This window comes from Roseobacter sp. SK209-2-6 (genome assembly GCF_000169455.1).
Lineage (GTDB): Bacteria > Pseudomonadota > Alphaproteobacteria > Rhodobacterales > Rhodobacteraceae > Pseudophaeobacter.
Genome location: NZ_AAYC01000001.1, coordinates 38,865 through 52,138, shown reverse-complemented (window position 1 = coordinate 52,138; position 13,274 = coordinate 38,865). Strand labels below are relative to the sequence as shown.

Here is a 13,274-nt window from a genome sequence, read left to right as displayed (position 1 = left end):
GCATCGCTCATGACATTGAACAAGACAGTCAAAGAGGTCACCGAACGGATCATTGCCCGCAGTGCAAAGACACGATCGGCTTACTTGGAGCGGATGCAAGCCGCGCAGAGCAAAGGCCCTGCAAGGGCCCATCTCTCTTGCTCTGGTCAGGCCCATGCCTATGCGGCAGCGGGCGGTGATCAGGAGACTCTGGCTGCAGGCGGGGCGGGCCACCTCGGCATTGTCACTGCCTATAATGACATGCTCTCGGCCCACCAACCTTTTGAGACCTATCCGGCCCTGATCCGTGACGCCGTCCGGCCAGCAGGGGGCACCGCGCAGGTGGCAGGTGGAGTGCCTGCAATGTGTGACGGTATCACTCAGGGCGAAGCAGGCATGGAGCTGAGCCTGTTTTCGCGCGACACCATTGCCATAGCCGCAGGCATTGCCCTCAGCCATAACGTCTACGACGCGGCGGTCTACCTGGGTGTTTGCGACAAGATCGTTCCTGGATTGGTGATCGGCGCCCAGGCCTTTGGCCATATCCCTGCAGTTTTCTTGCCAGCCGGGCCAATGACCAGTGGTCTTTCGAACGATGAAAAAGCCAATATCCGGCAAAAGTTTGCCGCTGGCGAAATTGGGCGCGAGGAACTCCTGAAGGCGGAGATGGCCGCCTATCATGGCCCTGGCACCTGCACCTTCTACGGAACTGCCAACACCAATCAGATGCTGATGGAGTTCATGGGTCTGCACTTGCCTGGATCTTCCTTCGTCACCCCCGGCACCCCCCTGCGTGAGGCCCTGACAATCGAAGGCGCCAAACGCGCGCTCTCCCTCAGCGCATTGGGCAACAGTTACACACCCGTTTGCGACGTTCTGGACGAGAAAGCCTATGTCAACGGCATCACCGGGCTGATGGCGACCGGTGGCTCGACCAATCTTCTCATCCACCTGATCGCCATGGCGCGGGCTGGCGGGGTGATCCTTGATTGGCAGGATTTTGCAGATCTCTCTGACGTTGTGCCCCTCCTGGCACGCGTCTACCCCAATGGGCTTGCGGATGTGAACCACTTCCACGCAGCCGGCGGTCTTGGCTATATGATTGGGGAACTACTGAACGCAGGACTGTTGCACCCGGATACCAAAACCGTGGCAGGCGGTGGCCTGGAAGGCTATCTGCAAGAGCCCTTCCTTGCGGAGGATGGTCTCACCTTCCGCCCCGGCACCAAGACGTCCCTGAATGATGCGATCCTGCGCCCCGCGAGTGCGCCCTTCCAGGAGACCGGCGGCCTGGCGCGTTTAACCGGGAACCTTGGCACTGCGGTCATGAAGATCTCTGCCGTGGGTGAAAAGCACCGAGTGGTGGAGGCTCCTGTGCGTGTCTTCCACGACCAGGAGGAAGCAAAAGCGGCCTTTAAGGCAGGTGAGCTGACCGGTGATGTCATCCTCGTGGTGCGCTTCCAGGGGCCAAAGGCCAATGGCATGCCGGAGCTCCATTCTCTGACGCCTTTCCTCTCGATCATGCAGGGACGCGGGCAAAAGGTCGCCCTGGTGACGGATGGGCGTATGTCCGGCGCCTCTGGCAAGATCCCGGCCGCAATCCATGTGGTGCCAGAAGCCCTGGATGCGGGACCCATTGCCAAACTGCAGGATGGCGACCTTCTGCGCGTTGACGCCGTGACCGGCGCTCTTGAGATCCTGACCCCAGGCGTGCTGGAGCGCCCTGCAGTCATCGCTGATCTATCTGGTAATCAACATGGCACCGGGCGCGAGCTCTTCTCGGTGTTCCGCAATACCGTCACCTCTGCCGATACCGGCGCCTCTGTATTTGGAGATTAAGCCATGGCCATCACCCCCAATGAAGCCAGCCGACGCGCCCGCGAAATCTGCGGCATGGCACCGATCGTACCTGTCCTGGTCGTCAAGGATGCCACCAAAGCCCGCCCATTGGCCGAGGCCTTGGTCGCAGGCGGTTTGCCAGCCCTGGAGGTAACCCTACGCACTCCGGCAGCGCTGGATGCTATTCGCGAGATGGCACAGGTTCCGGGGGGCGTTGTTGGCGCGGGCACTCTGATCACGCCAGAGGATGTCCTGGCAGCGGTCGATGCGGGTGCCCAGTTCGGCGTCTCCCCCGGCGCAACCGATGAGTTGCTGGCAGCCTGTGAAGAAGCTGGCCTGCCCCTGCTTCCGGGTGCAGCCACCAGCAGCGAAGCGATGCGACTTCTGGCACGCGGCTATGACATGTTAAAATTCTTTCCCGCAGAGGCCTCTGGCGGCGCACCCGCACTAAAGTCCATCGGCGCGCCACTGCCGCAAATCTCTTTCTGCCCAACTGGTGGCGTCAGCCCTGAGAATGCTGGTAGCTACCTTTCTCTGCCAAATGTTGTCTGCGCCGGAGGCAGCTGGGTTGCGCCCGCAGATTTGGTTGAGGCTGAAGATTGGGCCGGCATCCAATCCTTGGCACAGGCCGCAAGCCAGCTGCGCTAGCCCCCACGCGCTCTCTGGTCACATCTGTCGCCCTTGACTTATGTGGGGCAATCTGGTCGCTATTGGACCAATTCTAAATTGGTTCAATAGCGGGATCACCTGAAAATGCAGCCCTTTACCACCCGCCCGGAAATCCGGGGCCGCTTTGGTGTTGCCACCTCGACCCATTGGATCGCCAGCGCCGCAGGATTTGGCATACTGGAGCGGGGCGGCAATGCTTTTGATGCCGCGGTGGCTGCGGGACTGGTTCTGCAGGTGGTGGAGCCGCACCTGAATGGGCCTGCAGGCGATCTGCCGGCCATCTTTTTCAGCGCGACCACCGGCAAAACCCAGGTACTGGCTGCACAGGGACCTGCGCCAGCAGGGGCAACCATTGAGCACTACAAATCGCTGGGGCTGGAGCTGATCCCAGGCTCTGGTCTGCTCTCGACCGTGATCCCCGGGGCCTTTGACGGTTGGATGCTGATGCTGCGCGATCACGGCAGCCTGCCCCTAGCCGAAATCATGGAGCCCGCAATAACCTATGCGCGTGATGGGCATCCCCTCTTGCCTCGCGTAGCGGCTACAATCGCTGGTTTGCAAGATTACTTCGAAACAGAATGGCCCAGTTCGGCAGAGACCTGGTGCCCGGATGGAAAAGCGCCCGCAGCCAATAGCACCTTTCAGAACCCTGACCTTGCGCAGACATACCAACGCCTTGTGGATATAGCATCCGCCGCCGGAACCGATCGGAAAGTTCAGATAGAGGCAGCGCGTCAGGCTTGGTCACAGGGCTTTGTAGCTGAAGCAATAGGCGATTATCTGGACCATGCTGAGGTGCATGACGTTTCCGGGCAGAAGCATCGCGCCGTTCTCAATCGGGAAGATCTGGCCGGGTGGAGCGCCACCTATGAGGCCCCCCTCAGCTATGATTATCACGGCTGGACTGTCCACAAGACCCAAAGCTGGTCGCAAGGCCCCGTCCTCTTGCAGGCTCTGGCCATTCTGAAGCATTTTGACCTCGCCGCCATGGACCCTCTGGGGGCTGAGTTCACCCATACGGTTATCGAGGCCATCAAACTGGCCTATGCGGACCGGGAAGCCTACTATGGCGACCCCGCGCAAAGCACGGTACCGATCGAGGTACTCTTGTCCGATAGCTACAATGCCGAACGCGCGGCATTGATAAGCGGGCAGGCCTCTCTGGAGCAGCGCCCAGGTCGGGTGGATGGATTTGAGCATCTGGCCGAGGCCTATATCGAGCGCGCCGCGCGTGACTTTGGGGTTTCTGATGCGCCGCCGCAGGAACCAACCATGGCGCATCTGACAGAAAAGCGGGGCGACACGGTACATCTGGATGTGATTGACCGCTGGGGCAATATGGTCTCTGCGACGCCCTCCGGAGGCTGGCTGCAGTCGAACCCTGTGATCCCGGGCCTCGGCTTTCCTTTGAACAGTCGCGCCCAGATGTTCTGGCTCGAAGATGGCCTGCCAAGCTCCCTCGCTCCGGGACGCCGCCCCCGCACCACCTTGACACCCAGCCTAGCCGAAAAGGATGGGACAAGACTGGTGTTTGGCACCCCAGGAGGGGATCAGCAGGATCAATGGCAGCTCATTTGGTTCCTGCGTTTTGTTCACCATGGGCTAGACCTGCAGCATGGTATGGATGCACCACTGTTCCATTCCATGCACTTCCAGAGCAGCTTTTATCCACGCGCGGCTCTGCCGGGTGAGATGATGATCGAACAGGCCGTAGGACAAGCCGTTGTCGAGGATCTGCGCGCGCGTGGCCATATCGTGACCGTGGCGGAAGATTGGAGCGTAGGGCGGCTGACCGCAGCCCTGCGCCACAGCGATGGCAGCCTGCAGGCCGCCGCGACCCCGCGCCTGATGCAAGCCTATGCCGTAGGACGGTGAGATGCTCGCTGCGCCCCAGATCAATTGCCCGATGAAACTTATGAGGTGAACCCGGATGCTGGAAACTGAAATCATGCTGCCCCTTGCAGCCGTTGCCGCCGGATCTGGTATCCTCGGCGGCATCCTGGCCGGTCTCCTAGGGGTTGGCGGGGGCATTGTCATTGTCCCGGCGCTCTATTTGGCCCTATCTCTGACCGGCATGGAACCCGCCTTGACCATGCAGGTTGCAGTCGGCACCTCCCTGGCGACAATTGTCTTTACCGCGCTCTCCTCTGGCTATGGTCACTACCGCAAGGGCGCCATTGATATGAGCCTGCTCAAGCTCTGGGCGCCTTCAATCCTGTTGGGCGTGGTGCTGGGGGGTCTGCTGGGCGGGGTTGTGTCCGGCAAGGTCTTGATTGCGGTTTTTGCCACTGTGGCCGCTTTGGTTGCGCTGGATATGGTGCTACGCAAAGGGGCGGATAGCCCCACCCCCAAGAGCTTCTCCAAACCCGTCTGGGCAACTTTAGGCGTTCTGGCCGGTGCGATCTCAGCGATGATGGGTATCGGGGGGGGCACGGTCTGCGTTCCGATGCTCAACTTCCTGGGCTATGACATTCGCAAAGCTGTTGGCACCTCTGCTGCCATTGGATTTGTTATCGGCGTGCCCGGTGCCCTGATCTATATGGCCACCGGATTTGGGGCCGAAGGGCTACCAGCTTTCTCATTTGGTTATGTCAATCTGTTCTGCGCGGCCGTCATCATCCCACTCAGCACCAGTTTCGCTAGAGTGGGCGTGAAGCTGGCCCATAGCATTCCACGCCCTGCCCTACGTTTGGCCTTTGGGCTGTTTCTGGCGCTGACCTCCATGCGCATGTTCAGCGACCTTATTCAGTTATGAGCGCGAATTCCTCGCCCCCATTTGAAGGCACTGCCCTTGATCTGGCCCAGCTCTTGCAAAGTGAAATCGCGACAGGACGCCTGTGCAAGAACGAACGCCTCTGGCCGGAGAGAGATCTGGCTGCTCAATTCAGGGTTAGCCGGGCCAAACTGAGACAGGCCCTGGGGCATCTGGAAATCTCGGGGCTCCTCTATCGTCGGCGCGGACAGGGAACCTTTGTCACTCCTCCGCCTGCCACGGATGCTGCAAGGCTGCAGCCGCTGGCAAATTGCACAAGCCTGCAAAACATGATGGAAGTCCGATTGGAGGTCGAACCCGCGTTGGCCCGCCTGGCGGCCAAACGCGGCAGTCAGGATGCCAAAGCGCGTTTTGCAAAAATTGCCTGCGAGACAGCTCAGGCCGATGACCCCGAAAGCTATGAGCGCAGCGACGACAGGTTTCACTACGCTATCGCTCAAATGGCTGAAAACCCGCTGTTTCTGAATGTCTACGAAGCCATTCGCACGGTACGCGCCCAGGCCAACTGGACGAGCCCGCGCGCAGCCGCTTACTCTGCCGATGTCCTGGAACTCCTCTCAGCACAGCATGATGAGATTTCAAAGGCCATTCTGGACGCAAGGGCGTCGGAAGCTGAAGAAGCAATGAGGCGACATCTCGAAACCGTTAGCCAATTGCTGATCCGACCAACAGCAGGCCAAGCCAGTTAAGGGCACAAAACCGCGCCTCAGCTTAGAGCATCTTGAAACCGTCGCAAAATAGGGATTTCGCAAGAGGCGGAGGTTGTTACCGATCTGACGGGCCAGCTCAGCCCACCGGTCAAATCAGCCCGCTGAACCCTGGCTGAGACGGCGGGTGTCAGAACGCCCGCATCAACAATCGCACAGCCTGCCCCTTCTGCAACCAATGCGGCAATCGCTGTTTGGGTGCGCGCCTCTGCCCGCACCCGTAAGGACACCCCTGCCTGGTCAAACAGTTTTTCAACCGCGCGCCGAAATGGACTACCTTTCGGAAGCATGACCAAAGGCAGCTTTGCCAGTTCCGCCACCGTTACTTCCTGCTTGACCTCCGAAGAGTGGTTTGCAGGAAAAATCGCAACAGGCTGAATATCGGCAAGCCGCCTGCAATGAAGATTTGCATCCCCGGGATCCGAAGAGATCACGGCACAGTCAACGCGGCCCTCACGCAGCGCGGCCAGCCCCGCCTCTTCACCCATCACATCGATATCGATGCGCAAATCCGCATGCAGTGCCATCAGGTGTCCAGCAGCTGCGGCAACCCTGATATCTGCAACCGCTGGCACCGCAGCGATGCACAAATGCCCACCAGTTCCCGAGGCAATCTGCAAAGCCGTCTCACGTACCCGCTCCAGCCCTTGAAAATGCCTTTGCACTGCCTGTTGCAGGCTATGTGCAGCGGCGGTGGGCTCAAACCTGCGCCCAGTTCGGTCAAACAGGGCAACACCCATTTCCGCTTCGAGTTCGGCCACCACGCGACTGATCGCCGGCTGAGAGATATGCAATGCCTCTGCCGCCTTGCGGGTCGAGCGGTGCAGATAGGCCATATGGAATAATTCGATCTGTCGGGCAGTAAGGCGCATGCCAATTGATAACATTCACTTATCTAAAAATTCAATAAGATGATTTTTCCTACATGCCTGCATGGGTTAGTTTGCGCCTGATCTTGCTTCCATTTGGACTATCTGGTGACCTTCGACCTTGCCCTTCTGCTCTTCGCAATCCTCTCCGGCGCCGCGCTGCAAATCGGTGTCGGCCTCGGCTTCAGCATCGTCGTTGCCCCCGTCATGATGGTACTCTTGGGGACAGCGAGCGCCGTGCCTGTGCTCTTGATGCTAAACACATTGGTCTCCATCTTGGGAACCGAGCGCGAAACCTGGAGGCAGGAACATCAACTAGTCCGCAGAGCCATCGTCGGTTGCCTGACAGGAATAATGATCGGCCTCCTGATCTACCCCTATCTGAGCGAACAGATCGTTCTCTTCCTGACTGCTGTCTTGCTCCTTTTTGGCTTTGCCAGTTCCTTTTTGCCCTTGGGGTCTGCGCGCAGCTCAGCGACCTTTGACAGCCTGTCCGGCCTTTCCGGTCTTGCAACGATCTGGGCCGCAACCCCCGGCCCTCTCTTGATGTTCGGATTGCTTCGCCTGGGGCGAAAGCCACAAGAGGCACGTAAACTGGTACAGCCTGTGGCGCTGGTTGCCTATGGGGTTGCATTTGCCCTGCATCTCTTGTCCGACATGACTGTTTTTCTCCAAATCCCCTGGCTATGGCAAATGTCGGCGACCACGATCTGTGGCTGTCTTTTGGGGCGATTTTTCGCCCCATTCCTTCCGCAAGGCGCAATCACCCAGCTCATACGCGCCATTTCACTCCTAGCCTGCGTGGTCCTGCTGCGCCGCGCATTTCTGATTGGATAAAAGGACGGATAAAATGGATTTTGACCAGTACCTCGACAGCTTCCCCCGCGCCAAACTGCTCGGCGCTCCAACGCCGGTGGAGCGGCTCAACCGCCTTTCAGATCACCTAGGCATTGATCTCTGGATCAAACGCGACGACCTCACTGGATTGAGCTTCGCCGGGAATAAGGCCCGACAGCTAGAGTTCTACCTCGGGGAAGCCCAGCAGCAGCGGGCCGATACCATTCTGATCACAGGTGCTGTGCAATCGAACTTTGTCCGATCTGCCGCAGCTGCTGCCGCAAAACTGGGTATGGAATCGATCCTGCAACTGGAAGAGCGCGTTCCCGGCATGGGCGATATCTACCGTAGATCAGGCAATGTGCTCCTGGCCCAGATCCTGGGGGCAGATCATATCGGCTATCCCCGCGGAGAGGACGAACAGGGTGCTGATACCGCGCTGGAAACCCGCGCAGAGCAATTGCGCCGCGAAGGGCGCAAGCCCTATGTTATCCATCTTGGCATCAATCATCCGCCTCTTGGCGCTTTGGGCTATATTGCGGGTGCTGCCGAACTCTCACAGCAAATCGGAGGGTTTGACCTGGCTGTTGTCCCGTCAGGCAGCGGCGCAACCCATGGCGGATTTTTGACCGGATTGAGGATGATCGGTGAAACAGCGCCGGTATTTGGCATCTGCGTCAGGCGTGACCAGAAAGCGCAGAAAACCCGGATGCAAAACCTCTTGGGCAAACTGACTAAACTCATCCGGGTAGACCCCTCCCTTGTTTTGGAAAGCATAGAGCTATGGGATGGCGCGCTGAGCCCCGGCTATGGACAGGTCGGGCCACGAACCCGCGAAGCTCTGACTTTGATGGCGCGTGCAGAGGGCATTTTCCTCGATCCTGTTTATAGCGCCAAGACCTTTGCAGGCCTTTTGGACTTGCTGGAAGCAGGAGCTATTCAAAAGGGCACAAAAGTGGTTCTGCTTCATACTGGCGGTCAGCCTGCTCTCTTTGCCTATCAAGAGGAATTACAGCCACAATCAAGCTAACCCACCAACACATGCCCTTAGGCCTCTCGCCCAGGTCCCCACCCGGCTTGGTTCAGATGAAACCTCAGCCGGGGCGCGAAACGCCTTTAGGTCCTTTTGCGGCAAGATGCTGGATCTCACCCCTTTCAGCGGTTGCCAAGCTGTGGCACCCTGCTCTAGTCCCAATGATCCAGACCCCACCCAGAGAAACAACAAATCGGGCCCGCGCCTATGAGGATACTTCATACCGCTGATCTGCATCTTGGTCGTCAGTTCAATGGGATCTCGCTAGAAGAGGATCACGCGGCTATTCTGGAGCAGATCCTGTCTGCGGTAGTTGCACATGATGTGGATGTGCTGATTATCGCTGGTGATATCTTTGATCGTGCTGCCCCGCCCGCCTCCGCTGTACGCCAGTTCAACAGCTTCCTGTCCGACCTCTCCGCAAAATCTCGGGCTTGCGTTGTGTTGATCGCCGGCAATCATGATTCCGGTGATCGGATAGAGGCAATGTCGGTTCTTACCGACAGAAATCGCGCCCTCATAAGGGGGGCGCTCAGTACTGATGAGACGCCCCTCATCCTGCGGGATGAATTTGGCCCGGTTGCCTTCACGGGTCTCCCCTTCGCCTATGAACATGCTGCGCGCGAGTGCTTTCAGGATGAGGACATTCATTCCCCTGAGGATGTGCTGACAACGCAGATCGAAAGCGCCAAGAGCAACCTCCCAGAGGGCATGCGCTGGGTCGTTACCGCACATGCTTTTGTTGCTGGTTCGATCCTGGGCGAAAGCGAGCGCTCTCTCACCCGGGTTGGCGGGATCGAAACGGTTAGTCCCAGTATTTTTGAAGGGGCACACTATGTCGCCCTGGGCCACATCCACCGCCCACAGACCGCTGGTGCCCCTCATATCCGTTATTCTGGTGCGCCCCTTGCCTTTGGGTTTGATGAAGCCGATTGCCTCAAATCCGTTTGCCTGGTTGATCTTGATGCCCAGGGAGGAACTGAAATCTCGCAGCTGCAGCTGCAACCACTGCGCGGGGTGCGCAGGCTCAGAGGATTGCATCGGGAGGTTTTGCAGTCAGACCCTTCAGAGGATTTTATTCGCGTGGTGCTGACGGATAAGGCGCCTGTCATTGACGCTATGAAACGCATCCGAGAGGTGTTTCCCAATGCCTGCGAATTGACCTACGAACGGGACACCCCAGAAGCAGGCAACCACAGCACGGGCCCCTCAAGTCCCAAAATCACCGACCCCATCGAGATCATTAGGGGCTTTATCGAACAGGTCCGAGGGGAGCCTCTTTCACAGGAAGAGCACAAAACGCTCCTGCGCGGGGTTGATGAGGCACAGGGAAAGGAACGCCCGGGATGAGGCCGGTACAGCTCACCCTGCAGGCCTTTGGCCCCTATCCAAATCACACCGTCATCGATTTTCGCGATGCAGTCTCCACCGGGCTATTTGGCATCTACGGGCAAACAGGCTCGGGAAAGTCAACACTCTTCAGTGCCATGACATTTGCGCTGTTTGGTGTCCCGGCAAAACCCGAACAGGATGCGCCATCCCTTCGGTCAGATCATGCGGCACCTGACCTACAGACCAAAGTAGAGTTCATCTTCGATCTGGGTGGCAAACGCTATCTGGTGCAGCGCCGACCAGACCAGTTGCGCCCTAAAACCCGCGGAACCGGGGAAACGCGCAGCTCGCACGAAGCCTATCTATTTGATGCAACTGGGCTCTCGCTGGACGAGATAAACAGCGGCAAATGTGGAAAGATCATCGCCGAGAAAAAGGTCCGCGAAGTGGATACGGCAATCACCGGAATACTTGGCTATAGCGTCGAGCAGTTTCGCCAGATTGTCCTGCTGCCACAGGGCCGTTTCGAGAGTTTTCTAACTGCCAAAACCCGAGAACGGCTTCAGATCCTGCGCGAACTATTTGATGTATCGCTTTTTGAAGCCTTGATGGCGAAATTCAAAACCCAGGCCGATCAGGCAGAACAGCAGGTCCGCGAAGAACGCGCAATTTACAAGCGGCACCTTCTAGCAGAGGGGTTTGAGGATCACCTAGACCTGGCGAACCACTTAACCGCCGAAGTCCTGCATCTGTCCGACCTAGAGCAGCGCGAAGAAGCGGCGCTGGCGAAATTTGATATCGCAACAAAGGAACTTCAAAAGGCCGAAAGAACCGCCGAACTCTTTTCTCAAGCGGCAAAATACAAAACTCTTTTTAGTAACCTCGATAGGCGCAAGGCACAGATTGAGGTACTCAGCGAAAAGGTCCAGAAGGTAGAACAGGCAAGCCCGATCTTGGATGCGGAACAACGCCTGCGCGATGCCCATATCGATCTTGAAACAGCCCAGAACGCCCTGGTCAAAGCTGCGGAACGCGCAGCACAGGCGCAAGATGCTACTCGGATCGCTGATAAAAATCTGAAAAAGGAAGAGGCCCGCTGCGAAGAAGGCGAGACCCTGCGGTGTAACCTTGAGGATCTCACCCGGTTTGAAAAGCTACTGGCTACGTCAGCCGCAGGAGAAGAAGCCGCCAAAACGGCTCGCAAGATCCAGCAACAGGCAAAGCAAGAACTGGAAAAGGCAGAGCATCAACACGCCGCCCTGTCGGGTGCAAGAAGTGCAAAAGCAGAAGCGCTCAAACTGGCCCGAATACGCATGGAACAGCGGCAGCAGATCGTGATCCGACTGACCGCTCTCGCTTCGCACCAAAAGGCCGCCGAAGCCTATGAACAGGCCGAGGAAGAGATCCGAACAGCCGAAGAAACTGCCGCGCAGCTACAACAAGAGTACGAACACGCCAGCCAAAAGGTTGAAAGTGCGCGACAGGACTTGGCGGTTGCAGAACAAAAACTGTCTGATGAACAAGCTTTGCATCTTGCCCAGCATCTAGAGGACGGCGCGCCCTGCCCTGTTTGCGGTGCTTTGGAACACCCCGAACCTGCCGCCGGGACCATGGAAACTGCTGACCGCGATGCACAGGTTCAACAGGCGCGCGCGCATCGCGAAAGGGCCGGGCTGAATTTCCAGAACATCAAAGATAAGCTGACCCGGTTGGAAGCGACACTAGCGGACCGAAAAAAGCGGCTGGCTTCGATGGAGCTCCCCTCTGAAAGTGCTGCCGCCTGTGTTGCGAAAACCGCCATAGAACAATTGGCTCTGAAAGAGCTGGGAGCGGAGGCGAATATCGCAGATGCGGAAGCAGAACTCGAAGCCTTTGATGCAAAGCTGGTCCAGTCTCAGCACGGGCTTGAGGCCTTGCGTCGACAGTATGAAACCAGCAGCTCCCAAGCTGCGGAAGCGACCGGCACCCTCGCCGGGATGCTCTCGGAAATCCCACTTGAGCTTCGCGACACCTCAGTCCTTGCAGCCAAGTCCAAAGCCACAGCCCAAGAATTGCAGGCTCTTCTAAAGGCAAGATCCGAGGCAGAGGCCCTCGCACGGCAGTTGCGAGAAGATGCAATAAAATCAGAAAAAGACCGCGAGAGCGCAGAGAAACTTCTGGCTGCCAGCCAGGACCGCATCCAAAGCGCCACGCATGATTTCCAAACCCGCCTTTCGGCCGCAGGTCTGACGGAACAGGCCTTGGCGGACCTGAAACCTGCCATGAGCACGCTGGTCGTTGACAAACAGACCATCACCGCTTTCTGGCAAGATCACAAAAGTGCCCAAGATGCGGCAGAACAAACTGCACTGGCGGTTGCGGGTTTATCTCAACCCGACCTTGCTGCACTGCGTGAAGTCTTGACAGCAGCGCTGGATCACAGTCGGCAAGTCACCGAAGGCAGGGTTAGCTCCCAGGGACGAATAGCCCAGCTCAAAAAGCTCACCACCAATCTGCAAGAGACCATACAGAAGATCGAAGAGTTTGAAACCGCAACCGGGTCATTGAGAGAACTCTCTGCCTTGCTGAATGGTCAAAACGAGCAACGCCTCACACTCGAGACCTATGCAATTGGGGCCATGTTTGATCAGGTGCTGGAGGCCGCAAATCTGCGGCTAGGGCCGATGACATCTGGCCGCTATCGGCTAGACCGTGAGATCGGTGGATCCGGACGCGGTTCCCGTGGTCTTGGCATTCAGGTATTTGACTTTCACACCGGGAAATCGCGCGCCGCCAATACGCTCTCCGGCGGGGAGAGCTTTATCGCGGCTTTGGCACTGGCCCTGGGGCTGGCGGATACGGTCGAAAGCTCCAGTGGCAAAGTCAGGCTTGATACCATTTTCATAGATGAGGGCTTTGGCAGTCTTGATACAGAGAATGGCTCTGGCACGCTTGATCAGGTTCTGCAGGTCCTAAACGCGCTGGTCAGTCAAAACCGTTCTGTTGGGTTGATTTCACATGTCCCGCTGGTTCAGGAAATGATCCCAGGCGGCTTTCATGTTCGAAAGGGCCTGGGCGGAAGCTGGGTTGAAAAGAAAGATCCTCTCTAGGATTTTGAACAAATGTTCAAAGCCAATTGGTTAATCCTGTTTCTTCCTGGACAGGGGCCACGACATATGTTGCTGCGACCCTAGTCGCTTCTCCCCTATCAGAATTGTTGCAAGCAAAAAAACTGTGTTCACTTCTAATTCTTTTTT

General features: G+C 57.8%; 10 protein-coding genes. 9 read left to right on the top strand and 1 reads right to left on the bottom strand.

Features of this window, described 5'->3' with window-relative positions; genetic code table 11:
• The first annotated feature begins 9 nt into the window (after positions 1-9).
• The 5 genes from edd to RSK20926_RS00205 all read left to right on the top strand — a co-directional run bounded on the left by edd (position 10) and on the right by RSK20926_RS00205 (position 5,949).
• Positions 10-1,818, top strand: coding sequence for a phosphogluconate dehydratase (gene edd, locus RSK20926_RS00225; RefSeq protein WP_008203588.1), 1,809 nt, complete (start codon positions 10-12; stop codon positions 1,816-1,818).
• A gap of 3 nt (positions 1,819-1,821) precedes the next feature.
• Entirely contained in the window at positions 1,822-2,466 is a 645-nt protein-coding gene (eda, locus tag RSK20926_RS00220; protein WP_008203586.1) for a bifunctional 4-hydroxy-2-oxoglutarate aldolase/2-dehydro-3-deoxy-phosphogluconate aldolase, read from the top strand.
• A 105-nt stretch (positions 2,467-2,571) separates the two neighbouring features.
• Positions 2,572-4,362, top strand: coding sequence for a gamma-glutamyltransferase family protein (locus RSK20926_RS00215; protein ID WP_008203584.1), 1,791 nt, complete (start codon positions 2,572-2,574; stop codon positions 4,360-4,362).
• A gap of 55 nt (positions 4,363-4,417) precedes the next feature.
• Positions 4,418-5,242 carry a sulfite exporter TauE/SafE family protein gene (locus RSK20926_RS00210; protein WP_008203582.1) on the top strand — a complete coding sequence of 275 codons (825 nt, stop codon included), beginning with the start codon at positions 4,418-4,420 and terminating at the stop codon, positions 5,240-5,242.
• Entirely contained in the window at positions 5,239-5,949 is a 711-nt protein-coding gene (locus tag RSK20926_RS00205; RefSeq protein ID WP_008203579.1) for a FadR/GntR family transcriptional regulator, read from the top strand. The genes RSK20926_RS00210 and RSK20926_RS00205 overlap by 4 nt, the downstream gene beginning before the upstream one ends.
• Positions 5,950-5,966: 17 nt before the next feature.
• Here RSK20926_RS00205 and RSK20926_RS00200 read toward each other — a convergent pair whose 3' ends face one another.
• Positions 5,967-6,839 (bottom strand): LysR family transcriptional regulator, encoded by an 873-nt coding sequence (locus tag RSK20926_RS00200; protein ID WP_008203577.1) that lies wholly within the window; start codon positions 6,837-6,839, stop codon positions 5,967-5,969.
• Between the two features lie 105 nt (positions 6,840-6,944).
• Here RSK20926_RS00200 and RSK20926_RS00195 point away from each other — a divergent pair, with 105 nt between their 5' ends.
• The 4 genes from RSK20926_RS00195 (at position 6,945) to RSK20926_RS00180 (ending at position 13,127) form a co-directional block, all read left to right on the top strand.
• The gene (locus RSK20926_RS00195) at positions 6,945-7,673 is read left to right on the top strand and encodes a TSUP family transporter (RefSeq protein ID WP_157133000.1); all 729 of its coding nucleotides are present in this window, start codon (positions 6,945-6,947) and stop codon (positions 7,671-7,673) included.
• 13 nt (positions 7,674-7,686) lie between these two features.
• Positions 7,687-8,703: a D-cysteine desulfhydrase family protein gene (locus RSK20926_RS00190; protein ID WP_008203574.1), complete on the top strand. Its 1,017-nt coding sequence runs from the start codon at positions 7,687-7,689 to the stop codon at positions 8,701-8,703.
• Positions 8,704-8,913: 210 nt separating this feature from the next.
• Positions 8,914-10,056 (top strand): exonuclease SbcCD subunit D, encoded by a 1,143-nt coding sequence (locus RSK20926_RS00185; RefSeq protein ID WP_008203572.1) that lies wholly within the window; start codon positions 8,914-8,916, stop codon positions 10,054-10,056.
• Positions 10,053-13,127: an AAA family ATPase gene (locus RSK20926_RS00180; RefSeq protein WP_008203571.1), complete on the top strand. Its 3,075-nt coding sequence runs from the start codon at positions 10,053-10,055 to the stop codon at positions 13,125-13,127. The genes RSK20926_RS00185 and RSK20926_RS00180 overlap by 4 nt, the downstream gene beginning before the upstream one ends.
• Positions 13,128-13,274 lie beyond the last annotated feature (147 nt).

Bases quoted from the DNA above. Each gene is read 5' to 3' on its own strand.
- edd (WP_008203588.1), top strand. From the start codon at position 10: ATGACATTGAACAAGACAGTCAAAGAGGTCACCGAACGGATCATTGCC.
- eda (WP_008203586.1), top strand. From the start codon at position 1,822: ATGGCCATCACCCCCAATGAAGCCAGCCGACGCGCCCGCGAAATCTGC.
- RSK20926_RS00215 (WP_008203584.1), top strand. From the start codon at position 2,572: ATGCAGCCCTTTACCACCCGCCCGGAAATCCGGGGCCGCTTTGGTGTT.
- RSK20926_RS00210 (WP_008203582.1), top strand. From the start codon at position 4,418: ATGCTGGAAACTGAAATCATGCTGCCCCTTGCAGCCGTTGCCGCCGGA.
- RSK20926_RS00205 (WP_008203579.1), top strand. From the start codon at position 5,239: ATGAGCGCGAATTCCTCGCCCCCATTTGAAGGCACTGCCCTTGATCTG.
- RSK20926_RS00200 (WP_008203577.1), bottom strand. From the start codon at position 6,839: ATGCGCCTTACTGCCCGACAGATCGAATTATTCCATATGGCCTATCTG.
- RSK20926_RS00190 (WP_008203574.1), top strand. From the start codon at position 7,687: ATGGATTTTGACCAGTACCTCGACAGCTTCCCCCGCGCCAAACTGCTC.
- RSK20926_RS00185 (WP_008203572.1), top strand. From the start codon at position 8,914: ATGAGGATACTTCATACCGCTGATCTGCATCTTGGTCGTCAGTTCAAT.
- RSK20926_RS00180 (WP_008203571.1), top strand. From the start codon at position 10,053: ATGAGGCCGGTACAGCTCACCCTGCAGGCCTTTGGCCCCTATCCAAAT.